The 25,761-nt window shown below is 60.9% G+C and carries 19 protein-coding genes; 9 read left to right on the forward strand and 10 right to left on the reverse strand.

The window, feature by feature from the left end; all coding sequences use genetic code 11:
• Window positions 1-5 precede the first annotated feature (5 nt).
• A complete protein-coding gene (locus ACV8MC_RS15660) occupies window positions 6-3,299 on the forward strand; it encodes a DEAD/DEAH box helicase (RefSeq protein WP_457262528.1) in 3,294 nt (1,097 codons plus the stop codon).
• 148 nt (window positions 3,300-3,447) lie between these two features.
• Here ACV8MC_RS15660 and ACV8MC_RS15665 read toward each other — a convergent pair whose 3' ends face one another.
• From ACV8MC_RS15665 to mfd, 3 genes are read right to left on the reverse strand one after another with little or no spacing between them, the layout of a single operon-like run.
• The gene (locus tag ACV8MC_RS15665; RefSeq protein WP_122703556.1) at window positions 3,448-6,138 is read right to left on the reverse strand and encodes a DEAD/DEAH box helicase; all 2,691 of its coding nucleotides are present in this window, start codon (window positions 6,136-6,138) and stop codon (window positions 3,448-3,450) included.
• Between the two features lie 11 nt (window positions 6,139-6,149).
• Window positions 6,150-6,716 (reverse strand): CsiV family protein, encoded by a 567-nt coding sequence (locus tag ACV8MC_RS15670; RefSeq protein ID WP_457262530.1) that lies wholly within the window; start codon window positions 6,714-6,716, stop codon window positions 6,150-6,152.
• Window positions 6,717-6,726: 10 nt separating this feature from the next.
• Window positions 6,727-10,176, reverse strand: a complete 3,450-nt coding sequence (mfd, locus tag ACV8MC_RS15675; protein WP_150634827.1) for a transcription-repair coupling factor — start codon at window positions 10,174-10,176, stop codon at window positions 6,727-6,729.
• Window positions 10,177-10,530: 354 nt separating this feature from the next.
• Between mfd and ACV8MC_RS15680 the strand changes: the two genes are divergently transcribed.
• A complete protein-coding gene (locus ACV8MC_RS15680; protein ID WP_016775482.1) occupies window positions 10,531-11,994 on the forward strand; it encodes a glyceraldehyde-3-phosphate dehydrogenase in 1,464 nt (487 codons plus the stop codon).
• 107 nt (window positions 11,995-12,101) lie between these two features.
• On the opposite strand, the gene tcuC is transcribed toward ACV8MC_RS15680, so the two are convergent.
• Window positions 12,102-13,403: an MFS transporter gene (tcuC, locus tag ACV8MC_RS15685; RefSeq protein WP_024013631.1), complete on the reverse strand. Its 1,302-nt coding sequence runs from the start codon at window positions 13,401-13,403 to the stop codon at window positions 12,102-12,104.
• Window positions 13,404-13,478: 75 nt separating this feature from the next.
• On the opposite strand from tcuC, the gene ACV8MC_RS15690 reads away from it, so the two are divergent.
• Window positions 13,479-14,525 carry an FAD:protein FMN transferase gene (locus ACV8MC_RS15690; RefSeq protein WP_457262533.1) on the forward strand — a complete coding sequence of 349 codons (1,047 nt, stop codon included), beginning with the start codon at window positions 13,479-13,481 and terminating at the stop codon, window positions 14,523-14,525.
• Between the two features lie 202 nt (window positions 14,526-14,727).
• Window positions 14,728-16,122 (forward strand): Si-specific NAD(P)(+) transhydrogenase, encoded by a 1,395-nt coding sequence (sthA, locus tag ACV8MC_RS15695; protein ID WP_016775479.1) that lies wholly within the window; start codon window positions 14,728-14,730, stop codon window positions 16,120-16,122.
• A 42-nt stretch (window positions 16,123-16,164) separates the two neighbouring features.
• Here sthA and ACV8MC_RS15700 read toward each other — a convergent pair whose 3' ends face one another.
• Both ACV8MC_RS15700 and ACV8MC_RS15705 read right to left on the reverse strand, forming a co-directional pair.
• Window positions 16,165-16,887 (reverse strand): glycerophosphodiester phosphodiesterase, encoded by a 723-nt coding sequence (locus tag ACV8MC_RS15700; RefSeq protein ID WP_457262535.1) that lies wholly within the window; start codon window positions 16,885-16,887, stop codon window positions 16,165-16,167.
• A gap of 14 nt (window positions 16,888-16,901) precedes the next feature.
• Window positions 16,902-17,483: a PilZ domain-containing protein gene (locus ACV8MC_RS15705; RefSeq protein WP_016775478.1), complete on the reverse strand. Its 582-nt coding sequence runs from the start codon at window positions 17,481-17,483 to the stop codon at window positions 16,902-16,904.
• Between the two features lie 94 nt (window positions 17,484-17,577).
• Here ACV8MC_RS15705 and ACV8MC_RS15710 point away from each other — a divergent pair, with 94 nt between their 5' ends.
• From ACV8MC_RS15710 to ACV8MC_RS15720, 3 genes are all read left to right on the forward strand, one after another.
• On the forward strand, window positions 17,578-18,828 hold the full coding sequence (locus ACV8MC_RS15710; protein WP_024013629.1) for a lipoprotein-releasing ABC transporter permease subunit: 1,251 nt from the start codon (window positions 17,578-17,580) through the stop codon (window positions 18,826-18,828).
• Window positions 18,821-19,519, forward strand: coding sequence for a lipoprotein-releasing ABC transporter ATP-binding protein LolD (gene lolD, locus ACV8MC_RS15715; RefSeq protein ID WP_024013628.1), 699 nt, complete (start codon window positions 18,821-18,823; stop codon window positions 19,517-19,519). Before ACV8MC_RS15710 ends, lolD begins: the two co-directional genes overlap by 8 nt.
• A 63-nt stretch (window positions 19,520-19,582) precedes the next feature.
• The gene (locus ACV8MC_RS15720) at window positions 19,583-20,827 is read left to right on the forward strand and encodes a lipoprotein-releasing ABC transporter permease subunit (protein WP_024013627.1); all 1,245 of its coding nucleotides are present in this window, start codon (window positions 19,583-19,585) and stop codon (window positions 20,825-20,827) included.
• Window positions 20,828-20,946: 119 nt separating this feature from the next.
• On the opposite strand, the gene ACV8MC_RS15725 is transcribed toward ACV8MC_RS15720, so the two are convergent.
• Both ACV8MC_RS15725 and ACV8MC_RS15730 read right to left on the reverse strand, forming a co-directional pair.
• Window positions 20,947-22,293: a heavy metal sensor histidine kinase gene (locus tag ACV8MC_RS15725; protein WP_353188870.1), complete on the reverse strand. Its 1,347-nt coding sequence runs from the start codon at window positions 22,291-22,293 to the stop codon at window positions 20,947-20,949.
• The gene (locus tag ACV8MC_RS15730) at window positions 22,293-22,973 is read right to left on the reverse strand and encodes a heavy metal response regulator transcription factor (protein WP_353188871.1); all 681 of its coding nucleotides are present in this window, start codon (window positions 22,971-22,973) and stop codon (window positions 22,293-22,295) included. The genes ACV8MC_RS15725 and ACV8MC_RS15730 overlap by 1 nt, the downstream gene beginning before the upstream one ends.
• Before the next feature lie 166 nt (window positions 22,974-23,139).
• Between ACV8MC_RS15730 and copI the strand changes: the two genes are divergently transcribed.
• On the forward strand, window positions 23,140-23,673 hold the full coding sequence (gene copI / locus ACV8MC_RS15735) for a copper-resistant cuproprotein CopI (protein ID WP_256810619.1): 534 nt from the start codon (window positions 23,140-23,142) through the stop codon (window positions 23,671-23,673).
• Window positions 23,674-23,734: 61 nt separating this feature from the next.
• Window positions 23,735-24,565, forward strand: coding sequence for an NADPH-dependent 7-cyano-7-deazaguanine reductase QueF (gene queF, locus ACV8MC_RS15740; protein ID WP_457262539.1), 831 nt, complete (start codon window positions 23,735-23,737; stop codon window positions 24,563-24,565).
• Between the two features lie 187 nt (window positions 24,566-24,752).
• Here the strand turns inward: queF and ACV8MC_RS15745 are convergent, their stop codons facing one another.
• Together ACV8MC_RS15745 and ACV8MC_RS15750 are read right to left on the reverse strand one after the other, a co-directional pair.
• The gene (locus ACV8MC_RS15745; RefSeq protein WP_150741251.1) at window positions 24,753-25,016 is read right to left on the reverse strand and encodes a DUF4404 family protein; all 264 of its coding nucleotides are present in this window, start codon (window positions 25,014-25,016) and stop codon (window positions 24,753-24,755) included.
• 108 nt (window positions 25,017-25,124) lie between these two features.
• Window positions 25,125-25,745 (reverse strand): HAD family phosphatase, encoded by a 621-nt coding sequence (locus ACV8MC_RS15750; protein WP_457262541.1) that lies wholly within the window; start codon window positions 25,743-25,745, stop codon window positions 25,125-25,127.
• Between the last annotated feature and the right edge of the window lie 16 nt (window positions 25,746-25,761).

A 25,761-nucleotide genomic window follows, 5' to 3' on the forward strand; every position in this document is an offset into this window, starting at 1 on the left:
TGTCCATGAGCATTTTCATCGAACGGCTTAAAGGGCTGACATGGACCCACGCATTCAGTAGCAAGGCGTTGGCCAAGGCCCGCGCTTATGCCGCCGATGACCGGGTAGAGATCCTCGAGATCGATGACAGGAAGATCGAGGCGTTCTGCGTCGGTTCGCAACTTCAGGCCTATGAGCAAAGCATTTATCTGTCCGAAGATCGGCTGGGGTCGGTAAACCTGCGTTGCCTGTGCAGCTGTCCTGTTGCAATCGACTGTAAGCACAGCGCGGCGGTGATCTATCACCTGCTGGGCACGGGTGAGGATGCGTCTGACAATGATGCACAGATCCCGTTGGGGCGAGCGCTCGAGCATTGGCTTTCAACAATTCCCGTGCCGGCCAAGCCCGCTGAAGAAAGTGCGCAAACCGCAGGCACGCGTCTGTTTTACAAGCTCAAACCGACGTCTGCGAACGGCAAGTGGCTGCTTGATATTTTCAAGGTCTATCAGCTCAAGAGCGGCGAGTTACGCGAGGTCAAACCGATGTACTCGCTCGCGGAAATGCTCATGCGCCAGCCGGGCTACCTGTCCGAACTGGATCTGCGCATCGCCCGGCTGTTGGTCGCCATGCATTCCCATCACGCCTATTACAGCGGCTATCCGCTGGAAGGCAGCAGTGGCGCCGAACTGCTGGAAATGCTCCTGCGTACCTCGCGGCTGTTCCTCGACTTCGAAGACCTGCGAGCGCTGACACCGGGGGCGAAACGCGTCGGTCAGTTCTCTTGGGCCGAGCAGGCTGACGGCGGATTCCGCGCGCAATGGAGCAGTGCCGAAGCCGCGCAGGAAACCGTGCTGGCGCTGGAGCCGCTTTATTATCTTGATCGCGAGCAGCGCCAGGTTGGCCCGCTGTTCACTGAGCTGGAAGAAAAGCTCGCCTGCCATTTGACCCTGGCGCCAGACGTTCCGGCGCGTCAGGCCATGCAGTTCAGCCATCGCATGAGCGCGGCGACCCAAATTGCGCCACCGCACAAGCTCACCGAGCGAGTCATCGATGACGTGCTGCCGCAGCCGCAACTGACCCTGGTCAGCGGCCGAGAACGCTCGCGCTGGGAATATGTGCTGGAGCACCGCGCCGCTCTGCTGTTTACCTACAACGGTCATCCGGCGGTGGATCGCAACCCGGAAGTGATGATCCTCAGCGGCAGCGAAACCCAGCGCATTCAGCGTCAACCTGCGCTGGAAAAGAAGCTGCGCCAGAACCTGCAAAAACATGGCTTCAAGAAAGCCACGCGCAAGAGTGCAATGGACCGTCCCGGCGAGATGTTTACCTTGCCGGATGATTCCGCCTGGCTCGGGTTCATGCACGAAGGGCTGGCCACGCTGCGCGCCGCAGATTGGAAAATCGAGATCAGTCCCGGTTTCCATTTCGATGTACAACCGGTTGAGCAGTGGTACGCCGAGGTTGAAGAAGAGGCCGGCCATCAGTGGTTTGATTTGCAGTTGGGCATCGTCGTCAACGGCGAGCGCTACAGCTTGCTGCCGATCCTTCTGCACCTATTACGCACCCAGCCGCGCTTGCTCGACCCGGTCAATCTGGCGCAGCGCAGCGATGATGAAAAACTCCTGATCGAGCTCAAGCCCAGCGGTTTTGGCGACCCGGCGGGCGCCAAAGTCGCATTGCCGCTGAGTCGGGTCAAACCGCTGATGGCGACGCTGGGCGAGCTGTACCTGGGCGGCCATCAGGGTGATGCGCTGCGCTTGACCGCTCCAGACGCCGCGCGTCTGAGTATGCTCGATGGCGTGCCGCTGGACTGGCAGGGCGGCGAACGCCTGCGCACTTTTGCCAAGCGTCTGCAGAATTCCAGTCACGCCCAGGTTGCTGCGCCGGCCGGCCTCAACGCGCAACTGCGTCCGTATCAGCTCGAAGGCTTGAACTGGATGCAGACCCTGCGCGAGCTGGAAGTCGGCGGCATTCTGGGCGATGACATGGGCCTGGGCAAAACCCTGCAGACCCTGGCGCATCTGCTCACGGAAAAACACGCCGGGCGCCTGGACTGTCCGGCACTGGCGGTGATGCCGACCAGCCTGATTCCCAACTGGCTCGACGAGGCCGAGCGCTTCACGCCGCAGTTGAAAGTCCTGGCGCTGCACGGCACCGGGCGGCAGAAGGACTTTGCCAATCTCGCCGAATACGACTTGGTGCTGACCACTTACGCATTGCTGCCCAGGGATCTGGAGATCTTGCAGCCGCAGCCGTGGAGCGTGCTGATTCTCGACGAAGCGCAGAATATCAAGAACCCGCTGAGCAAAGCCGCGCAGGCCGCCCGTGACTTGCAGGCCCGTCAGCGCTTGTGTCTGAGCGGTACGCCACTGGAAAACCACCTCGGCGAGCTGTGGTCGCAGTTCCATTTCCTCATGCCCGGCTGGCTCGGCGACAGCAAATCCTTCAATCGCGATTACCGCACACCCATCGAGAAGCACGGCAATGTCCAGCGCATGCAGCACCTGACCGCGCGCATCAAGCCGTTTTTGCTGCGGCGCAAGAAGGATCAGGTCGCCACCGAGTTGCCGCCGAAAACCGAGATCATCCACTGGGTCGAACTCAGTGATGGTCAGCGCGACGTCTATGAGACGGTGCGTGTGGCGATGGACAAAAAGGTCCGCGACGAAATCGCCCGCAGCGGCGTGGCGCGCAGCCAGATCATCATCCTCGATGCGCTGCTCAAGCTGCGCCAGGTCTGCTGTGATCTGCGCCTGGTCAATATGCCGCTCACGGCGAAGGCGTTGCGTTCCGGCAGCGGCAAGCTGATCAGCCTGATGGAGATGCTTGAAGAATTGCTCGGTGAAGGGCGGCGCATTCTGCTGTTTTCCCAATTCACCTCGATGCTGGCGCTGATCGAGCAGGAGTTGCAGCAACGCGGGCTTGCTTACTCGTTGCTGACCGGCGACACCACCGATCGGCGCACGCCGGTGAGGGATTTCCAGGGCGGCAAGGTGCCGTTGTTCCTGATCAGCCTCAAGGCCGGCGGTACCGGTCTGAACCTGACGGCGGCAGACACGGTGATTCACTTCGATCCTTGGTGGAACCCGGCAGTGGAGAACCAAGCGACCGATCGGGCGTATCGCATCGGCCAGAACAATCCGGTGTTCGTCTACAAGTTGATTGCCAAAGGCACCGTCGAAGAGAAGATCCAGGCGTTGCAGCAGGAGAAAGCGGCGCTGGCCGGGGCGGTGCTTGAGGGTGGCACGACGGGCGGATTCAAACTGGAACAGAGTGATATCGAGGCGTTGTTTGCGCCGTTGCCGGTTTCCAAGGGTTGAGCCCTGAGTGATTGCGCAATATTGGATGACCCCATCGCTGGCAAGCCAGCTCCCACAGGTATCGAGTTGAAACACAATCTTCGGTACAGGTCATAACCCTGTGGGAGCTGGCTTGCCAGCGATAGCTATCTAACCAGCGACGCCGCTTTCAGCGCTTGTCGATCTTGTCCGGCAACGGCGCAAACAGCGCTTCAATATCATCGCTCTGCAACTTCCAGTCCCCGGCCTTGCGCCCATCGAGCACGCCCGCTGCCAGGTCGGACTTTTCCTTCTGCAGGTGCTGAATTTTCTCTTCCACTGTGCCCCGGGCAATCATCTTGTAGACGAACACCGGTTTCTCCTGGCCGATTCGATACGCGCGGTCAGTCGCCTGATTCTCGGTTGCCGGGTTCCACCATGGGTCGTAGTGAATCACCGTGTCGGCTTCGGTCAGGTTCAAACCGACGCCACCGGCCTTCAGGCTGATCAGAAAAATCTGACGCGTGCCGCTCTGGAATTCCTTCACCGGTGTGCGCCGGTCGCGGGTCTGGCCAGTGAGGAGGGCGTAAGCGATCTTGCGTTTTTTCAACTCCTCTTCGATCAATGTCAGCATCGAAGTGAACTGCGAAAACAGCAGAATCCGCCGGCCTTCTTCGAACAGTTCCTCAAGCATTTCCATCAGGCTGTCGAGCTTGCCCGAGGTGCTGCCGCGTGCGGGCAGGGTGGCGTCGTTGACCAGGCGCAGATCGCAGCAGACCTGGCGCAGCTTGAGCAATGCTTCGAGAATGATGATCTGGCTGCGTGCCACGCCTTTGCGAGTGATCTCGTCGCGGACCTTCTTATCCATCGCCAGGCGCATGGTCTCGTACACGTCGCGCTGCGCTTCGTTGAGTTCGACCCAATGGATGATTTCGGTTTTCGGCGGCAGCTCGGTGGCGACCTGCTCTTTGGTGCGGCGCAGCAGAAACGGTTTTATCCGACCGTTGAGGTGCTGCAGTCTGACTTCACTACCGCGCTTTTCGATCGGCACACGGTAATCGGCATTGAAGCTTTTCACGTCGCCAAGCCAGCCCGGCAGCAGGAAGTGGAACAGCGACCAGAGCTCGCCCAAGTGGTTTTCCAGCGGCGTGCCGCTGAGGCACAGGCGCTGGCGCGCGTTCAGCTCGCGGGCGGCCTGGGCGGCTTTGCTGTTGGGGTTCTTGATGTATTGCGCTTCGTCCAGCACCAGAACGTGCAGCGGCTGTTTGGCCAAGCGCTCAAGGTCCTTGGGCAACAGGGCGTAAGTGGTGAGGATCAGGTCGAAGTCGGCCAGATTGTCGAAGTGCTTTTTGCGCGTGGCGCCGTACAGCGCGAGGACTTTCAGCTGCGGGGTGAAGTGCGCCGCCTCGTCTAGCCAGTTCGGAATCAGGCTGGTCGGCATCACCACCATGCACGGACGATCGAGGCGTCCGGCGTTCTTTTCGCTGAGAATATGCGCCAAGGTCTGTAGGGTTTTGCCCAGGCCCATGTCGTCCGCGAGAATGCCGCCGACTTCGAGTTGTCGCAGCGATTGCATCCAGCTCAAACCTTCGAGCTGATACGGGCGCAGCGTTGCATTCAGACCTTGCGGCGCTTCGGCAGTGAAATCGCGGATGTCGCGCAGGCGCTGGGCGAAGGTGCGGATCTGCTCGCCGCCTTCCCATAACAGCGGCAGGCCTTCCAGCGAATTGAGCCGGGTGGCGTCAGCCTTGCTCAGGCGCAGGGTGGTTTCGCCCGGCTCCTGCAAATAGAACTCGCCCAGCGTCATCAATACCGGCTTCAAGCGACCGAGCGGCAGCGCCACTTGCAACGGTCCATGCTCGCTGGTGCGTTGCGGAATGTTGACCAGAATCAGCTCGTCATCGCGACGGCGGGCGAGGCGTTCCGGGTTGAGGATCTCGGTGTGCGAGCGCATCAGATTCAGCAGAATCGGCAGCAGGCTCAGGCGCTCGCCGTTGACGATGATGCCCAGCTCCAGATCGAACCAGTCGCGTTCCGGCGCCTGTTCGACGGTGGCGTACCAGTCGTCGACGGCGGTCAGGTCGAAACCGAATTCCTCATCGATCTGCAACTCCCAGCCCTGGCTGCGCAACTTCGGCAAGTCATTCAGGGTGAAGGTCAGCCAGGCGCTGTCATTGACCATCTCGTAGAGTTCGCCGGCGCTTTCCGGCAGGGCTTTGCTCTGCCTTGTGGCGATGCGGAAACCGAGGATGCGTAACTGTTCGCGGTAGGACTGTTCGACATCCGGGTGGCGTTTTATCCGCAGGGTCTGGGCTTCCTGACGGATCAGGATATCGCTGTGTTTTTGCCCGCTGACGTATTCGTCCAGATAGCTGAACGACAGCGCCGCGCGGTGCTGAATGTAGCGCTGCATCTTGCCGTTGCGCGGCTCGAAGGCGCTGAACTCGACGCTCGCCAGCCACAGGCGCGGCACCGGCTGCACGTTGTCCACCAGCACTTGCGGTGGCGCTTTCGGGCTGCGGTTTTCCAGCACGGCCTGGAGCTTCTCCAGCAGCTCGGCATCTTTAGCGGCGGCGGGGTAATCGAGGGTTTCCTGGATTTTCAGCAGCACCGCCGCGCAGTGTTTGCAGTTGCTGCGCACCGGACAGGTGCAGGTGGCGTCGACCAGCAACAGCGTCGCTTTGGCTGACTCGCGCAGATGGATGGTCTGCCGGTAGACACTGCCGCCAGAACCTTCGCAACTGGCGGTGATGGTCGCATCGCCGACCTGGGCGATGCGCACTCGATTCTCCAAAGCGTAGCGGCGGCCGCGCTCCAGACTCTGTTCTTTGAATCGGCTGACCCACGACGGGGCCAGCGGTTTGCTCAGGGGCGGCGGCATAAGGACTTCGATCAGTCCGGCACGACTTCAGGCGCTTCGCGAGGCGCTGGCGCGGTCAGGGAAGTGATCTTGATCAGCAGGGCCAGGTGGCCGTTGTCGAGGTAATTGAGCTGGCCGTTCTTGGTGTGGCTGTCCTGACGCAGGCGCTCACTGGCAGTGACCAGGCCATTGGCGTCGATCTGATTGACCCAGAAATCGGCGGTCACGTCGGTGAAGCGGCCGAGTTTCATTTCCAGCGTGCCCTCGATGGGGAACTGGCCGAACTGTTCCTGACCTTCGCTCACTGCGACTTTCGCCGGCGCTTCGCCGAGGTTCTGCTGCCAGGCTTTGTGCATCAGCACGGTGTACTCGCCGCTGGCGGTGAGTTTGCTCACTACATCATTCAGCGCTGGGGTGCGCTGGCTGTCGCTGCCCAGACGCTGGGCGCCAGCGGCCCAGTCTTCCGGGGCGGCGCGGCTGACGATTGCGGGTACGGCATTCTGGCGCACCAGGATCATTTCGACCTGATACGTGTCATCGGCAAACGCCGTCGGTGCTGCAAGTGCAAGCAACAAAGTCAGGGAGCGGAACAGGCGCATCGGGCGTCCTTCAAGCGGATTTCGGGATGAGACGCTCAAACAGCGCCTCGACAGTATTGAAACGTTCTTCCGGGCGCTCCATCGGCACCTGGAATTTAAACATCGTCGCGCCTTCGAACTTGTAGCGCTTGGGCTGCGTCTGGATCAGCTTGATCAGGGTCATCGGGTCAACCGGCGTCTGCGCTTCGAACTCGATGCGCCCGCCTTGCGGCCCGCCGTCGACTTTCTTGATGCCGAGCTTTTCCGCCTGCAATTTCAGCGCGGTGATCCGCACCAGGTTCTTGGTCGGCTCCGGCAACAGGCCGAAGCGGTCGATCATCTCCACCTGCAGGTCCTTGAGGCCTTCCTCATCGGTGGCCGAGGCGATGCGTTTATACAGAATCAGCCGCGCATGCACATCCGGCAGATAATCTTCCGGAATCAGCGCCGGCACCCGCAGATTGACTTCCGGGCCGCCGCCAAGCGGTTGATCGAGGTTCGGCTGCTCGCCCTTGCGGATCGACTTCACCGCGCGTTCGAGCATTTCCATGTACAGGGTGAAACCGACGGCCTGAATCTGCCCGCTCTGACCGTCGCCGAGCAGTTCGCCGGCGCCACGGATTTCCAGGTCGTTGGTGGCCAGGACGAAACCGGCGCCGAGGTCCTGGGTATTGGCGATCGCTTCCAGACGTTTTTCCGCGTCCGAAGTGATTTGCTGGCGTGGCGGTGTCAGCAGGTAGGCGTAAGCCTGGTGGTGACTGCGACCGACACGACCACGCAACTGGTGCAGCTGGGCCAGACCGAACTTGTCGGCGCGCTCGATGATGATGGTGTTGGCGCTCGGCACGTCGATGCCGGTCTCGATGATGGTCGAGGCGATCAGCACGTTGAAGCGCTTGTGGTAGAAGTCGCTCATCACCTGTTCGAGTTCACGTTCGCGCATCTGCCCGTGGCCGATACCGATGCGCGCTTCCGGCACCAGTTCGGCGAGGTCGGCGGCGCATTTTTCGATGGTCTTCACATCGTTGTGCAGGTAGTAAACCTGACCGCCACGCAGCAGTTCACGCAGCAGGGCCTCTTTGACCGTGCTCTTGTTCTGTTCCATGACGAAGGTGCGCACCGACAGGCGCCGCGCTGGTGGCGTGGCGATGATCGACAGGTCGCGCATGCCCGACACCGCCATGTTCAGCGTGCGCGGAATCGGAGTCGCGGTCAGGGTCAGAATGTCGACCTCGCTGCGCAGTGCCTTGAGCTGTTCTTTCTGGCGTACGCCAAAGCGGTGTTCTTCGTCGATGATCACCAGCCCGAGGTTTTTGATCTTCACATCATCGGACAGCAGCTTGTGCGTGCCGATGACGATGTCGATCTTGCCTTCCGCCAGATCGGCGATCGCCGCGTTGACTTCCTTGGCCGATTTGAAGCGACTCATCACTTCCACGGTCACCGGCCAGTCAGCGAAGCGGTCGCGGAAACTGTTGTAGTGCTGCTGGGCGAGCAGGGTGGTCGGCACCAGAATCGCCACCTGACGACCGCCGTGCACGGCAATGAACGCGGCGCGCATGGCCACTTCGGTCTTGCCGAAGCCGACGTCGCCGCAGACCAGGCGATCCATCGGTTTCGGCGCGAGCATGTCTTCGCGCACGGCCTCGATGGTGGCTTGCTGATCGGGTGTTTCCTCGAACGGGAAACCGGCGCTGAAGGTGGCGTAGTCGGCCTTCGGGTCGGCGAAGGCGTAACCTTCACGGGCGGCGCGACGGGCGTAAATGTCGAGCAATTCGGCGGCGACGTCACGCACCTGCTCGGCGGCCTTGCGCTTGGCTTTCTGCCAGGTTTCCGAGCCGAGGCGGTGCAGCGGCGCGAGCGAATCGTCGCTGCCGGTGTAGCGCGCGATCAGATGCAGGTTGGCCACCGGCACGTAGAGCTTGGCGTTCTCGGCGTATTCGAGGGTAAGGAATTCGGCGGCCTGATTGTCGATTTCCAGAATCGTCAGGCCCAGGTAGCGGCCGACGCCGTGATCGATATGCACCACCGGCGCGCCTTCGCGCAGTTCGGTGAGGTTCTTGATCACCGCATCGTTGCTGACGTCGCTGCGCTTTTCGCGGCGACGACGTTGCATGACCCGTTGGCCGAACAGCGGACTTTCCGCCACCAGCGCCAGCGCCGGGTCGTCGAGCACCAGACCCTCGTCGAGTGGGGCGATGGTGATCGCCAGACGATCCTTGCTGGCAACGAAGTCCGGCCAGCTGTCGACGGTTTTCGGCCGCAACTTCAGGCGTTCCAACAGTTCCAGCAGGACTTCGCGACGCCCCGCCGATTCAGCGGTGAACAGCACGCGACCGGGGAATTCTTCGAGGAAACCGGCCAGCGCCGCCAGCGGTTGCGTGGCCTTGGCCTCGATGGCCAGATCCGGCAGCGCATGGGCCGGGAAGCGTTCACGGCCGACGCCGCTTTCAACGTCCTGTTGACTGGCAACGACCCGTGGCCAGTTCTTCAGGCGCGCAAAGCAGTCTTCCACTGGCAGGAACAGTTCGGCCGGTGGCAATAAAGGACGCGATGGATCGACGCGGCGTTCTTCGTAACGGTTGCGCACGTCGTTCCAGAAGTTTTCCGCCGCCTGCTCGATGCCCGGCAGCGAGAACACCTGAGTGTCCTGGGGCAGGTAATCGAACAGCGTCGAAGTTTCGTCGAAGAACAGCGGCAGGTAGTACTCGATGCCGGCCGGGGTGATACCGCTGCTCAAATCCTGAAAGATCGGGCAGCGGCGGAAGTCGACGTCGAAGCGCTCGCGAAAGCGCGCCTTGAAGCGGGTGACTGCGTCTTTCTGCAACGGGAATTCGCGGGCCGGCAGCAGCTTGACCGACTCGACCTTGTCGATTGAACGCTGGGTTTCCGGATCGAAGGTGCGCAGGGTTTCGATTTCGTCGTCGAACAGGTCGATGCGATACGGCAGTTTGCTGCCCATCGGGAACAGGTCGATCAGCGCGCCGCGTACGGTGAACTCGCCGTGCTCGTACACCGTGTCGACATAGCGATAGCCGCTGGCTTCGAGCCGCGCGCGCATCTGTTCGACGTCGAGCTTCTGGCCGATATCCAGCACCAGGCTGCTGCCGAGGAGGAATTTGGTCGGCGCCAAGCGATGCAGGGCGGTGGTGATCGGTACCACCAGCACGCCGTGGGCCAGTTCCGGCAGGCGGTAAAGGCTGGCGATGCGCTGGGAGATGATGTCCTGGTGCGGCGAGAACAGGTCGTAGGGCAGGGTTTCCCAGTCGGGGAAATGCAGTACGGGCAAATCCGGGGCGAAGAAACTCAGCTCCTGTTCCAGCCGTTCGGCGCTTTGGCTGTCGGCGGTCAGCAGCAGGGTAAAGCGCTTGGCAGCGCTGGCAGCCTCGGCAATCGCCAGGCTGAGGGCGGCACCGGGCAGATTGCCCCAGTGCTGTTTACCTGCTTCGGCAGGGAGTAACGGTAGACGCAGAACAGGCACGGAAGGTTGAGCTCCAGGCGTTGCGACAAAGTCGGTAATTGTAGCGGCCTCCGGTGCCGCCTGTCAGTTGCAGACTGCGTCTATCTTCATGGTTTGGACGAAATGTAGTGGTAACCATAAAAACGAGCACTTTTTTCATGGTTATGTAGTGCCGAAACCGGGTGGTGTTACGGAGGGTTACAGACATCGTCTAACAGTCGTCGAAAAATTGACTGCGCTGAAAGCCCCGGTTTTACTGGGCTGGAGAAAGGCGTAAATTTTTTGAACGGGATTTTGTTACCGATTGCGCGACAAGCGCGCATTGCTGAAAGGGCTTGTCGGCGGCATAATGTAGCCCCTTTTTTCTGCCCCTACATGTGGAAGGTTACCGTGACTCAGAAGCCCGACCAGTGTCTTGGTGAATGGATCGACCGTGAAGCACTCGCAGAAGCGATGATTCCGCTTATCGGTCAGCTCTACCGCAATAACAACGTGGTTAGCTCGATCTATGGCCGCAGCCTGATCAACCAGTCTGTCATCGCGATTCTCAAAGCTCACCGCTTTGCTCGCCACCGTTCTTCCGACGACAGCGAACTCTCCGTCCACGAAACATTCCCACTGCTCAAGGCCATGAGCGAGCTCAAGCTCGGCGCGGCGTCGGTGGATCTGGGCAAGCTGGCGTTCAAATTCCGTAACGAAGGCAACGGCCGCAGCGCCGAGCAGTTCGTGCGTGAAGAGATGGCTGACGTGGTTGGCCAGCAGAACGCTTCGGCCCGCAAAGGCACCGACGTTGTTCTTTACGGCTTCGGTCGTATCGGCCGTCTGCTGGCGCGCATCCTGATCGAGAAAACCGGTGGTGGCGACGGCCTGCGTCTGCGCGCCATCGTCGTGCGCAAAGGCGCCGAGAACGACCTGACCAAACGCGCCAGCCTGCTGCGTCGCGATTCGGTACACGGTTCGTTCAACGGCACCATTACCATCGACGAAGAAAACAACACCATCACCGCCAACGGTAACCTGATCCAGGTGATCTACGCGAAGAACCCGACCGAGGTGGATTACACCCAGTACGGCATCAAAGACGCGCTGCTGGTGGACAACACCGGTGTATGGCGTGACGCCGATGGCCTGGGTCAGCACCTGGCCTGCCCAGGTATTGATCGCGTTGTTCTGACCGCGCCTGGCAAGGGCAAGCTGAAGAACATCGTTCACGGCATCAACCACGGTGAAATCACCGCTGACGACAAGATTGTCTCGGCTGCTTCCTGCACCACCAACGCCATCGTGCCGGTGCTCAAAGCGGTCAACGACAAGTTCGGCATCATCAACGGTCACGTCGAAACCGTTCACTCGTACACCAACGACCAGAACCTGATCGACAACTTCCACAAGGGCGATCGCCGTGGCCGCAGCGCCGCGCTGAACATGGTGATCACCGAGACCGGCGCCGCTACCGCTGCTGCCAAGGCTCTGCCTGAACTGGCCGGCAAGCTGACCGGTAACGCGATTCGTGTTCCGACGCCAAACGTGTCGATGGCCATTCTCAACCTCAACCTTGAGAAAGCCGCCACCCGCGAAGAGATGAACGAGTACCTGCGCTACATGGCGCTGCACTCCGAGCTGCACAAGCAGATCGACTTCGTCAATTCGCAGGAAGTGGTGTCGACTGACTTCGTTGGCTCGCGTCACGCCGGTGTAGTCGACGCTGAAGCGACCATCGTGCAGGACAACCGCGTCGTTCTGTACGTCTGGTACGACAACGAGTTCGGCTACAGCTGCCAGGTGGTTCGTGTGATGGAAGACATGGCTGATGTGAATCCGCCAGCGTTCCCGCGCTAAGCCTCAGGCTTGAATGAAAACGCCCCGGCATTTTGTCGGGGCGTTTTTGTTTGTGGAGTGATCGTTCCCACGCAGAGCGTGGGAACGATCGCGCTGGCGGGTGCGATCTAACTGGCGCCGCCAACCACAGCAGCCTGCGCCGTGCGCAACTCATGCCGGTTGCCACGGAACAACACCAACGTCGCAATCAAGCCCAACACCGCCGCGCCACTTAGCCAGATGCCCGGTGCTGCCTTGTTGTCCAGCACATGAATCAGATAGGTGCACGCTGCCGGAGTAAATCCGCCGAACGTCGCCGTTGCCAAACTGTAGGCCAGGGAAAACCCGGTCGTGCGCACTTCCACCGGCATGATCTCGGTCAGCGCCACCACCATCGCGCCGTTGTACGAGCCGTACAGGAACGACAGCCACAATTCGACAATCAGCAAATGGCTGAAGCTCGGATTCGCCACCAGCCACGACAGCGCCGGATACGCCGTGAGGATCGCCAGAATCGTCGCTGCCAGCAGCAAGGGTTTTCGGCCGATCTTGTCGGATACCGCGCCCATCACCGGTAGCCAGAAGAAATTCGACAAGCCGATGCACACCGTCACCAGCAAGGCGTCGAGGTCCGACAGGTGCAGTTCGGCCTTGCCGAACGTCGGGGTGTAAGCGGTGATCAGGTAGAACGACACCGTGGTCATCACCACCAGCGCCATGCCGGCAATGACGATGCCGAAGTTCTGCCCGATCGAGCGGACGATTTCGCCGAGGGTAGGGCGGTGGGTGCGCGCCTGGAATTCCGGAGTTTCTTCCAGCGAGCGACGGATGAAAAAAATCACCGGCACGATCATGCAGCCAATCAGAAACGGTACGCGCCAGCCCCATTCGCCCATCTGCTCAGGGCTCAGCCAGTGGTTGAGACCGACACCGAGCAGACCGGCGAAGACTACCGCAGCCTGTTGGCTGGCCGACTGCCAACTGACGAAAAAGCCTTTACGCCCCGGCGTTGAAATTTCCGCCAGATACACCGACACGCCGCCCAGTTCCACGCCCGCCGAGAAGCCTTGCAGCAAACGGCCGAACAACACCAGCAGCGGCGCGGCGACACCGAGCGTCGCGTAGCCGGGTACGCAGGCAATCAGCACTGTACCGGCGGCCATCATCGCCAAAGTGATGATCAGCCCTTTGCGCCGTCCGTGACGGTCGATATAGGCACCGAGGAAAATCGCCCCGAGCGGGCGCATCAGGAAGCCGGCGCCGAAGGTCGCCAGCGACAGCATCAGCGAAGCGAAGGCGCTGTCGGTGGGGAAGAAGGTCTTGGCGATGGCCGTGGCATAGAAGCCGTAGACCATGAAGTCGAACATTTCGAGGAAGTTGCCGCTGACAACGCGAAAGATCGCTTTGCCTTTGCCCGTGGTGGAGGACATGGGAGGTACTCACTGTTCAATTTTGTATAAAGGCGTTGCAGCCATGGGGAAGCGAGCGGGCGCTTGTAGTTCATAATGGCCGCCGTGGTTTTGCGGGGAGATGAAGAATTGTTAACTGGACGCTGGTGGGGGCTTGTGGTCTTGGCGGCGGCTTTGGTCGGCTGCGGCAACGGCGATTCCCTGGAACAGGTCGGTGGCTCGACCATGGGCAGCACCTGGTCGGTCAAGTATGTGCGCCACGCCGGGGTCGCCGATCCTGCGCAAGTGCGCGGTGAAGTGGAGCGCATCCTCGGCGACGTCGATCAACAGCTGTCGACTTACCGAAGTGACTCCGCCATCCAGCGTTTCAACGCCTTGCCCGCCGATAGCTGCCAAGCCATGCCGGCAGCAGTGCTCGAATTGGTCCGCATCGGCGAACAGCTTTCAACGCAAAGCGAAGGCTCCTACGACCTGACCGTGGAGCCGCTGCTGGACCTCTGGGGATTCGGCCCGCAAGGACGCGGAGAAAAGATCCCTGATGCGGCCGCTGTGGCCGAGGTCATGCAGCGGGTCGGCCATCAGCACCTGCGCATCGATGGCGAGCGGTTGTGCAAGGACGCCGCCGTCGAAGTCGACTTCAACAGCATTGCCGCCGGTTACGCCGTGGATATCATTGCTGCCAGATTGCAGGCCATGGGCATCGACAATTACCTGGTCGAAGCCACGGGCGAACTCAAAGCCCGCGGCAAGAAACCGGATGGTTCAGCGTGGCGTATCGCTCTCGAAGAGCCTCGCGATGACCAGCAAGTGGCCGAGCGGATTATCGATGTCGATGGCTACGGCGTGTCCACCTCCGGTGACTACCGCCATTATTTTCTGCAGGACGGTCGGCGTTATTCCCACACCTTCGATGCACGTAGCGGGCGACCGGTCCTACACGACCTGGCGTCAGTCACGGTGATTCATCCTTCAGCGTTGATGGCCGATGGACTATCGACGCTGTTGCTGATTCTCGGGCCGGAAAGGGCGCGGGACTATGCCCAAAAACATGACATTGCTGCATTCTTTGTCTTGCGTGCCGATACAGGTTTCGTCACCCGCAGCAGTCAGGCATTTGCGCAGCTTGTCGGTGAAAAAAACTGACTGAAGACAAGACGAAAGCTGGCGTTGTAGTGCAGGCAAAAGTAGCCTACGACGCGACCAAGGGTTAATGTGCGCGGCGTTGACGCTTCTATAGACTGTGTCCGGGTTTCTCTACTGGCCCCCAATTGTTCCTTCGCGCCGCCGTTCGGCGTGATTTAGCCGCCGGTGCTGCTGGCACCGCGGCCTGTTCTGAGGAGTACGCATGGCTGTCTACAACTACGACGTGGTGGTACTGGGTTCCGGCCCGGCGGGAGAAGGCGCGGCAATGAACGCCGCCAAAGCGGGGCGCAAGGTCGCGATGGTCGACAGCCGTCGCCAGGTCGGCGGCAACTGCACCCACCTCGGCACCATCCCGTCCAAGGCACTGCGTCACTCGGTGCGGCAGATCATGCAGTTCAACACCAACCCGATGTTCCGCGCGATCGGCGAGCCACGCTGGTTTTCCTTCCCGGACGTGTTGAAAAGCGCCGAAAAAGTCATTTCCAAACAAGTCGCATCGCGCACCGGCTACTACGCCCGTAACCGCGTCGACGTGTTCTTCGGTACCGGCAGCTTCGCCGACGAGCAAACCATCGAAGTGGTCTGCGGCAACGGCGTGGTCGAGAAGCTGGTGGCCAAGCACATCATCATCGCCACCGGTTCGCGCCCGTATCGCCCGGCGGACATCGATTTCCACCACCCGCGCATCTACGATAGCGACACCATCCTCAGCCTCGGTCACACCCCGCGCAAACTGATCGTTTACGGCGCTGGTGTGATCGGTTGCGAATACGCATCGATCTTCAGTGGTCTGGGTGTGCTGGTCGAACTGGTCGACAACCGTGGCCAGTTGCTGAGCTTCCTCGACTCGGAAATTTCCCAGGCGCTGAGCTACCACTTCAGCAACAACAACATCACCGTGCGCCACAACGAAGAGTACGACCGCGTCGAAGGCGTGGACAACGGCGTGATCCTGCACCTGAAATCCGGCAAGAAGATCAAGGCCGACGCCTTGCTCTGGTGCAACGGCCGTACCGGCAACACCGACACGCTGGGTCTGGAAAACATCGGGGTCAAGGTCAACAGCCGTGGCCAGATCGAAGTCGACCAGAACTACCGCACCTGCGTGGAAAACATCTACGGCGCCGGTGACGTGATCGGCTGGCCAAGCCTGGCCAGTGCCGCCCACGACCAGGGTCGTTCCGCCGCTGGCAGCATCGTCGACAATGGCAGCTGGCGCTTCGTCAATGACGTGCCGACCGGCATCTACACCATTCCGGAGATCAGCTCGATCGGCAAGAACGAGCAGGAGCTGACCCAAGCCAAAGTGCCGTACGAAGTCGGCAAGGCGTTCTTCAAGAGCATGGCGCGGGCGCAGATTGCCGGTGAGCCGCAGGGCATGCTGAAGATCCTCTTCCACCGCGAAACGCTGGAAGTGCTCGGCGTGCACTGCTTCGGTTATCAGGCGTCGGAGATCGTTCACATCGGTCAGGCGATCATGAACCAGCCGGGCGAGCTGAACACCCTGAAGTATTTCGTCAACACCACGTTCAACTACCCGACCATGGCCGAAGCCTATCGGGTCGCAGCGTACGACGGCCTCAACCGGCTTTTTTGACGGGCTCCGGCCGGTGGCCTGAGCCGGCCGGGGAGACCGATTTCAGCAATTCTCAAGGGTGGCAGTGGCCAAACCGGGAAAGTCTGTAATCAGGCTGTCAACGCCGAAGTCGGCGAGTCTGCGCATCAGTGCAGGCTCGTTGACGGTCCACACCGACACATGCAGGCCCTGACGCTGCGCCTTCTGCAGGCGTTCCGGCGTACACAGCGTCCAGTTCAACGCGAGAATTTCGCAACCGTAGCTGGCCGCCACCTTCAACGGATCGAGCCAGGCGTATTCGGCCACCAGGCCACGGGATACGTCCGGTACCAGGTCCAGCGCTGCCTTCAAGACTTCCCGTGAACTCGAGGTGATCGTCACCTTGTCGAGCAGGCCATGCCGTTGAGCCATTTCCCGAATCGCCAGCACGGTAGTCGCCGCGCGGGTGCGTGAAGCGCTTTTGACTTCCAGCTGCCAGTGCTCGAAATCACATTGCTCGAACAACTCTTCCAGCGTCGGAATCGGGCACGGCTTGATCCAGCCCGGGCCGCCCTTGCGTGCGTCGTAGGTCACCAGTTCGGAGGCGGTGTGCTCGACGACTTTGCCGCGACGGTCGGTGGTGCGCTTGAGCGTCGGGTCATGGATGACCATCAGCTCGCCGTCCTTGGACAGGTGCAGATCCAGTTCGCAGCGGCGCACGCCGTGCTTGAGGCATTCCTGAAAGCTGCTCAGGGTGTTTTCCGGTGCTTCGCCCTTGGCGCCGCGGTGGCCGTAGATGAGGGTCACGGTGCTTCCTTAAGTTAAATGCCAGATTCGTTCTGTTCGCGGGCCAGACGGCGTTCCTGAGCCTGCTTCTGCAAGATGTAGCGCGCGAGCAATTGGCGTTGGGCATCGGTCGGGCGCTCGAACTCGGTGCCGACGTCATAGCCATCGCCCTTGGGATCGCAATGGGTGACCCGGGCACGCAGCAGCAGGCCAAGCGCCTGCGGCATCAGTACCAGTTTCACCGACAGGTGTGCGCCGGTGGCAATCGGGGTCGGGTACTGAAAGTCGATCCCGCCCTCGGAGATGATCACCGGCTGCGGCTCGCCGATGTGGCCGAGCACGGTCAGGGCGATCACCTGGCTGAGCAGGTCGATGCGTTTGTTCTGCGATTTGAGGAAGGCAGCGATGGCGCGGTCGCGCTCGCTGATCTGTCGCAGCAGGTGCTGCGACTCGAATTCGCTCAGGTGCAGTTCGCTGAGCAAGTTGAAGAGTGGGGAAGCATCCTGCAACACTTCCTGGCCTGCGGCTTCGGGAGCGGACAGGGGCCGAATTTCCAGTGCGATCGTGTCCTCGATACGGTAGTATTCGCGGCGATCTTCTTCATCTAATGTCGACATGGCGAACCCATGGTAGCGGCGGTGGTCTGAGTGTAAAGCTGGTTTTCGACCCCCGCCACAAGGACGTTCCTTTTCCCTCCGAACAAGCCCCGACATGTTCAGACCTCTCTTCGTATTTATCGGCACGCGTTATACCCGTGCAAAGCGTCGCAATCATTTTGTGTCATTCATTTCCCTGACTTCGATGATCGGGCTCGCCCTTGGCGTGGTCGTGATGATCGTCGTGCTGTCGGTGATGAACGGCTTCGACCATGAGATGCGCACCCGCGTGCTGGGCATGGTGCCCCACGCCACTCTCGAGACCGGCGAGCCGATCAATGACTGGCAGAGCCTGGCCGACAAGGTCAAGCAGAACCGGCAGGTGACGGCGGTGGCGCCGTTCACCCAGATGCAGGGCCTGCTGACCAACAACGGCCAGGTTTCCAAAGTGTTGCTCAATGCCATTGATCCTGCGCTCGAGCGCAATGTGTCGATCATCGACAACTTCATGAAGCAGGGCAAACTCGACGACCTGACACCGGGCAGCTTCGGCATCGTCATCGGCGACAAGGCCGCGACCAAGCTCGGCGTCGGCATTGGCGACAAGGTTACTTTTGTCGCACCGGAGGTAAGCGTGACCCCGGCCGGGATGTTCCCGCGCATGAAGCGCTTCACCGTGGTCGGGATTTTCCATGTCGGCGCCGGTGAGCTCGACGGCTACCTCGGCGTGACCAATCTGCAGGATTTGGCGAAAATGCACCGCTGGAAAGCCGATCAGGTGCAGGGCCTGCGGCTGAAGTTCGACGACCTGTTCCAGGCCCCGCGCGAGGCGTGGAACATCGCCCAGCAGCTCGGCGAAGATCGTTACTACGCCCGCGACTGGACCCGCACCCACGGCAACCTGTATCAAGCGATCCGCATGGAAAAAGCCATGATCGGGCTGCTGTTGCTGCTGATCGTCGCCGTCGCCGCGTTCAACATCATTTCCACGCTGGTGATGGTGGTGAACGACAAGAAGGGCGACATCGCCATTCTGCGCACCCTCGGCGCCACTCCGGGCACGATCATGCGCACGTTCATGGTTCAGGGCACGGTGATCGGCGTGGTCGGCACGGCCATCGGCGCGGTGGTCGGGATCCTCGCGGCACTGAATGTCAGTGCGGCCATTTCGGCGCTTGAAGGGCTGATCGGCCACAAGTTCCTTAATGCTGACGTGTATTTCATTGATTATCTTCCTTCGCAGGTACAGAGCCAGGACGTCGTCATGGTCTGCGCCGCTGCGTTGGTCCTGAGTTTCCTCGCCACCCTGTATCCCGCCTGGCGTGCCGCGCGCACCCAGCCGGCGGAGGCGTTACGTTATGAGTGAATCGGGCATGAGTGAACAAGCAATTCTGAGCTGCCGTAACCTGGGCAAGTCCTACGAGGAGGGTCCTGAGTCGGTACAAGTGCTGGCCGGCCTGCAACTGGAGTTGCACCCGGGCGAGCGTGTGGCGATCGTGGGTAAATCCGGTTCCGGCAAAAGTACCTTGCTCAACCTGCTCGGCGGCCTCGATACGCCGAGCAAGGGCAGCGTCTGGCTCGACGGTGAAGAACTGTCGGCGTTGAGCGAGAAGAAGCGGGGCCTGCTGCGCAATCGCGCGCTTGGTTTCGTGTACCAGTTTCACCACTTGCTGCCGGAATTCACCGCGCTGGAAAACGTCTGCATGCCGCTGTTGATCGGCAAGACCGCCATCCCGGAGGCGCGTCAGCGTGCCACGGCATTGCTGGAGCGAGTCGGTCTCGGCCATCGTCTGGAACACAAACCGGCGGAACTCTCCGGCGGCGAACGTCAGCGCGTGGCCATTGCCCGTGCACTGGTGAACAACCCGGGGCTGGTGATGCTCGATGAGCCAACCGGCAACCTTGACCTGCATACCGCCGAAGGCATTCAGGACCTGATGCTGGAGCTCAGCACTTCGATGCGCACAGCGTTCCTGGTGGTGACGCACGACATGAACCTGGCTCGCCAGATGGACCGCGTCCTGCAGTTGCAGGAAGGTTGCCTGACCCCCATCTGACTGGCTGAAACCCGGCGCCCGTAACGGTGCCGGGTCTTTTATTTCTATACGGTGCCCCAGCGAATGTTCAGACCGTTATCGATCTTTATCGGCACGCGCTATACCCGCGCCAAGCGCCGCAATCGCTTTGTTTCGTTCATTTCGATGACCTCGATGATCGGCCTCGCCCTCGGCGTGCTGGCGATGATCGTGGTGCTGTCGGTGATGAACGGCTTTCAGCGCGAAATGAGCTCGCGCATCCTCGGCATGGTGCCCCATGCGACCATCGTTGGCGTCAAGCCGATCGATGACTGGCAGCCAGTGGCCGCCGCTGCGATGAAAAATCCCGAAGTGACGGCCGCCGTGCCGTTCACAGAAATGGAAGGTATGCTTTCCTACAAGGGTTCGATGCAGCCGATCCAGATCAGCGGCGTTGATCCGGCCCAGGAAGGCAAGGTGTCGATCGTTGCCCAGCACATCGTCCAGGGTCGCCTCGATGCCTTGAAGCCGGGCGAATTCGGTGTGGTGATCGGTGAAATCACCGCGCGGCGTTTCCGCCTCAATGTCGGCGACAAGATCACTCTGATCGTCCCGGAAGTCAGCACCGCGCCGGGCGGTATCACCCCGCGCATGCAGCGCCTGAATGTGGTTGGCGTGTTCAAGGTCGGCGCCGAGCTGGACGGCTCGATGGGCCTGATTCACGTCGCCGACGCCGCGACCATGCAGCACTGGCAGCCAAATCAGGTGCAGAGCGTGCGTCTGGCGGTCAAGGATCTGTACGCGGCGCCGAAAGTGTCTGCGGACATTGCCGGTGGCCTCGGCGCCGACTTCAAGGCTGACGACTGGACTCACACCCAGGGCAGCCTGTTCAGCGCGATGAAGATGGAAAAAACCATGATCGGCCTGCTGTTGCTGATGATCGTCGCGGTGGCGGCGTTCAACATCATTGCGACGCTGATCATGGTGGTGAACGACAAGGGCGCCGACATCGCGATCCTTCGCACGATCGGTGCCACGCCCCGGCAGATCATGGCGATCTTCATGGTGCAGGGCACGGTGATCGGTATTGTCGGCACCATCATTGGCGGCGTGCTGGGCGTTATCGCCGCGCTTAACGTCAGTGAATTGGTCGGCTGGGTCGAGCGTGTGACCGGGCAGCACATCTTCAGTTCGGATGTGTATTTCGTCAGCAACCTGCCCTCGGAACTGCAGGGTGGGGATGTGCTGTTGATCTGCTCGGCGGGTTTCATCCTGAGCTTCCTGGCGACGGTGTATCCGGCGTGGCGGGCGGCGAAGATCGAACCGGCGCATGCCTTGAGATATTCGTAAGCGACTCCATGCTCGTTCCCACGCTCTGCGTGGGAATGCCTCAACGGACGCTCTGCGTTCGGCTCTTGAAGGGACGCGGAGCGTCCCGGGCTGCATTCCCACGCAGAGTGTGGGAACGATCAGGTCCGAGGCAACTCGATCACAAACCGCGTCCAACCCGCTTCAGATTCGCAATGAATCTGCCCGCCATGGGCACGCACGATCGACTGGGTAATTGCCAAGCCCAACCCCGCATGTTCACTGCTGCCTTCCTGCCGTGCAGGGTCCGCCCGATAGAACCGGTCAAACAAACGTGGCAGCGCGTGCGCTGAAATCCCTTGGCCACTATTCTCGACGCAAACGCGCACAGCTTTCGCCTCGTCGACGATGCTCAAGCGAACGTACCCCTCGGCCGGGGTAAACCGCAGCGCGTTATCCAGCAGGTTCGACAAGGCCCGGCGCAACATGCCGCGATCACCTTCGATTTGCGCCTCACCTTCACGGCTCAAACTCACGCCGGCGTCTTCCGCCAATGGCGCAAAAAACTCCAGCAACATGTCAGCTTCATCCGCCAGTTCCAGCGGTTCGCGCTTGGGCGTCAGCAAACCGTGATCTGCCTTGGCCAGATAGAGCATGTCGTTGACCAGTTGCGCCATCCATTGCAGTTCTTCGAGGTTGCTGTGCAGCGCTTCGCGGTAATCCTCCAGTGCCCGAGGGCGGGTGAGGGTGACCTGGGTGTGGGTCAGCAGATTCGACAACGGTGTGCGCAGTTCATGGGCGATGTCGGCGGAGAACGCCGAGAGGCGCTGAAACGAGTCGTCGAGGCGTGCGAGCATGGCGTTGAAGCTGTAGGCCATTTCTGCAAGCTCTGGTGGCATCTTCTCTTCAGGCAGTCGGGCATTCAGCGATTGCGCAGAAATCCCACGGGCCACCGCGCTCATCCGCCGCAACGGGCGCAGACCGCTGCGCGCGGCCCAGGCCCCGAGCACGGCAGTAGCCAGCGCCGACAGGCCGACGGTCAGCCAGATCAGATGCTGCATGCGCGTAAGAAAATGCTGGTGATGGGTGATGTCCAGCAGCAGCGTCAGTTGCGGCGAATCCGCTGTGTCTGGGTAGAGCGGGGCGCGCAGCACGCGGTAATCGGTGCCGTCATGGCTGATGGTCGACAGGCCTGTTTGCAGCGGCAGATTCTTCGGAATCTGCACCGAGCTGTCATACCAGTGCTGACCGTCGCCACTGGTAATGCGCAACGACAGATCGGCCTGACGGCTGAGTTCATCGGCCAGCCGCGCCTCGCGCTGGGCAGGTTGGAGATCCTGCAAGGCGCGGCGCAGGCCGATCAGTTTCGTCTCCAGTTGTTGCTGATCGAGTTCGATGAAGTGCGCCTCGCTGGCGCGGTCGAACAGCACCCCGGCGAACAGCGAGACCACCGCAGTGCAGGCGGCAAACAACAGGGCCAGGCGCGTGCTCAAGGACCAACGACGCATCACAGCGAACGCTCTTCGAGCACGTAACCCATGCCGCGCACGGTGTGGATCAACTTGTCGGGGAAGTCATCGTCGATCTTCAGGCGCAAGCGGCGGATCGCCACTTCGATGACGTTGGTGTCGCTGTCGAAATTCATGTCCCAAACCTGCGAGGCGATCAGCGATTTGGGCAGGACTTCACCCTGACGGCGCAGGAGCATTTCCAGCAGGGCGAACTCCTTAGCGGTCAGGTCGATGCGCTGGCCGCTGCGTTCGACCCGGCGGCGGATCAGATCCAGGCGCAGATCGGCCAGTTGCAGGCTGGTTTCCTGGGCGATTGCGCTGCCGCGCCGCAACAGGCTGCGCACCCGCGCGAGCAGCTCGGAAAAGGCGAATGGCTTGACCAGATAATCGTCGGCGCCCAGTTCGAGGCCGTGAACCCTGTCCTCTACGGCGTCTTTGGCGGTAAGAAACAGTACCGGCGTGTCGAGACCAGCGCTGCGCACCGCTTGCAGAATCTGCCAGCCACTGCGCCCGGGCAGCATTACATCGAGGATCAACAGCGCGTAGTCACCGCTCAAGGCCAGTTGCTGGCCGCTGATGCCATCGGCCACCAGCTCGGTATTGAATCCGGCCTCGGTCAGGCCCTGACGCAGGTATTGGCCGGTTTTCGCTTGGTCTTCGACGATCAACAGTTTCATGGGCGACTCGGGCTGCTTCGGGATGAAAAAGGGCGAGGGCGTTATACCGTGAGATCCGGCGATAAGCGCCAAGCTGACAAAGTTGTAATCTGCCTGTCAGGTCGATGCCAGCACTGGGTGGTTAGAGTTTCCCACAGGCTGAACCTTGTCTTGTTGGAGTACGACCATGTTTTTGCGCACCTCGCTGAAAATAGCCACCTGTCTGCTGGCATTGAGTTCGCCAGCCTGGGCGGCACCCGCGCACACCTTCGCCTTCGGCCAGCCGGCAGCGGCGAGCCAGGCTACGCGCAGTATCGAAATCGTCATGGGCGACATGAACTTCGACCCGAAAGCCATACAGGTCAAGGCCGGTGAGACGGTTCGCTTTGTACTGGTGAATAAAGGCCAGTTGCTGCATGAATTCAACCTCGGTGATGCGGCGATGCATGCCAGTCACCAGCAGGAAATGTTGCAGATGCAGCAAAGCGGCATGCTTACGCCTACCGGCATGAAAGAAATGTCCCACGACATGGCGGGCATGAATCACGCGGCGATGGGCCACGGCATGCAGCATGACGACCCCAACAGCGTGCTGGTCGAGCCGGGCAAAACCGCCGAGTTGACCTGGACCTTCAGCAAGGCCACGGTGCTCGAGTTTGCCTGCAATATCCCCGGGCATTATCAGGCGGGCATGGTCGGCAAACTGACAGTCAGTCAGTAAGCACTCAAAGGCGCGGGCAAAGGCTGGTAGAATCCGCTGATTCTTCAGTCAGGTTTCCGCCATGCATCCCGCAGCCGAACATTCGCCGCTGGGCAAATCCAGCGAATACATCGCCACGTACACGCCGTCCCTGCTGTTCCCGATTCCGCGCACCGCGAAATGGGCCGAGCTGGGCCTGACCGCCGAAACCCTGCCGTATACAGGTGTGGATTTCTGGAACTGCTTCGAGCTGTCGTGGCTGCTGCCCTCGGGCAAACCGGTGGTGGCGATCGCTGAATTCAGCATCCCGGCGGACTCGCCGAACATCATCGAATCGAAGTCGTTCAAGCTCTACCTCAACTCGCTGAACCAGACGCCGTTCGCCGACGTTGCCATATTGCAAGCGACGCTGGTCAAGGATCTGTCCGCCGCTGCCGGTAAACCTGTGGGCGTTCGGGTTCGCAGTCTGAAGGACGTCGAAGCCGAAGGCGTGGTGGCGTTGCCGGGCGTGTGCATCGACGATCTGGATATCAGCGTGAGCAACTATGAGCATCCGCGTCCGGAGCTGCTGCGTTGCGACAATTCGCGCGTGGTCGAGGAGAGCGTGCACAGCCACCTGCTCAAATCCAACTGCCCGGTGACCAGCCAGCCTGACTGGGGCAGCGTCGTGGTGGAATATCGCGGCGCGGCGCTGGATCACGCCAGCCTGCTGGAGTACATCGTCAGCTTCCGCCAGCATTCGGACTTCCATGAGCAATGCGTTGAGCGGATTTTCCTCGATCTGCAGCGGTTGTTGAAACCTGAAAAGCTCACCGTGTTTGCACGTTACGTTCGCCGGGGTGGGCTGGATATCAATCCGTATCGCAGTACCGAAAGCGTACAACTGCCGAATCATCGGCTCGTACGTCAATAAAGATCCTGAATGTGCGACATCCAATGTGGAAGCGAGCCTGCTCGCGAATGCGGTGTGTCATTCAACGATGATGTCGACTGACACGACGCCTTCGCGAGCAGGCTCGCTCCCACAAGGGCTTGCATGCACATTTTGCAAATGAAAAAGCCCTGCCATCGCTGGCAGGGCTTTTTTGTGCGGCGGGGCGTCAGATGCCCATGCTGCCCAGCGCGTTGACGATGTTGCGCAGGGTGCCGGCGATCGCCGGGTGTTCGACTTCGAAGCGCTCCACTGCCAGGTTCACGCCATCGGCGATGCTTGCGTTCTGGGTGGCAGTTTCCAGCTGGATCTCCGATTCGATCTGCGCCATCAGCGCATGCAGATCTTCACGCTCTGCTTCCGACAGCGGTGGATTGTGTTTCAGCTGCTCGCGCAGTGTATCGAGCTGTTTTTGCAGTTCTTGGGCGGGCATGGTGGTTTCCTTTTATCAATAGGCACTGGCATTGACCGCAGCCACGCGCCAAAGGTCTATGGCTGACCTTTAGATTAATCCACTCTCGGTAAACCTGCATGACGCCGGTCAGGGCTTTTCGCCTTTGGCGCGGCGCAAGCTGATATCGGCGAGGCAGGCGTCCAGTTCGCCGAGATGATCGATCACCGAATGCACGCCCAGGCCGAACAACTGCACGGTTGCCTTGCCGCGCAACTTTTCGCGTTCCTTTTGCGAGAGCGCCTGCCATTCGCTTGGGTTAAGGCCGCACAGCGAGCCACAGGACGCCAGGCCAATCGTCCATAACCCGGCATTCAGACCGGCCTGTAACAGGCGCGGCTCACCACTGACCAGCACGCAACCGTCGAGGCGGTCGATGTTCAAACTCATCAACGCCTGCCAGCACGCGTTGGGCGCTGGCCACGGATTCATTGTTGCTGAATGTTGCGTCGGTTTGATCCAGTCCGGCAGCGACGCGGCCAGTGGCTGAGCGAGGGCAGGGGGCAATTCGTCGAGCCACGCGCAGGGAATTCCCTGGCGCTGCAAACTTTTCAGGCTATCGAGTGCGCCGGGTGTAGTTTTGGCATGTTCCGGCTGGGCGTTGAGCTCTTGCGCGGCGCGGGCACCGAAATCCACCAGGCAACCGCTCAGGCCGAACAGCACGGCAGTCAGGCCGGGCGCGGCGACGGGCAAGGTTTCGGCGTGAGTCATGGCAACGTCCCTGAAA

The organism is Pseudomonas sp. PK-RTE-24 (genome assembly GCF_054052265.1).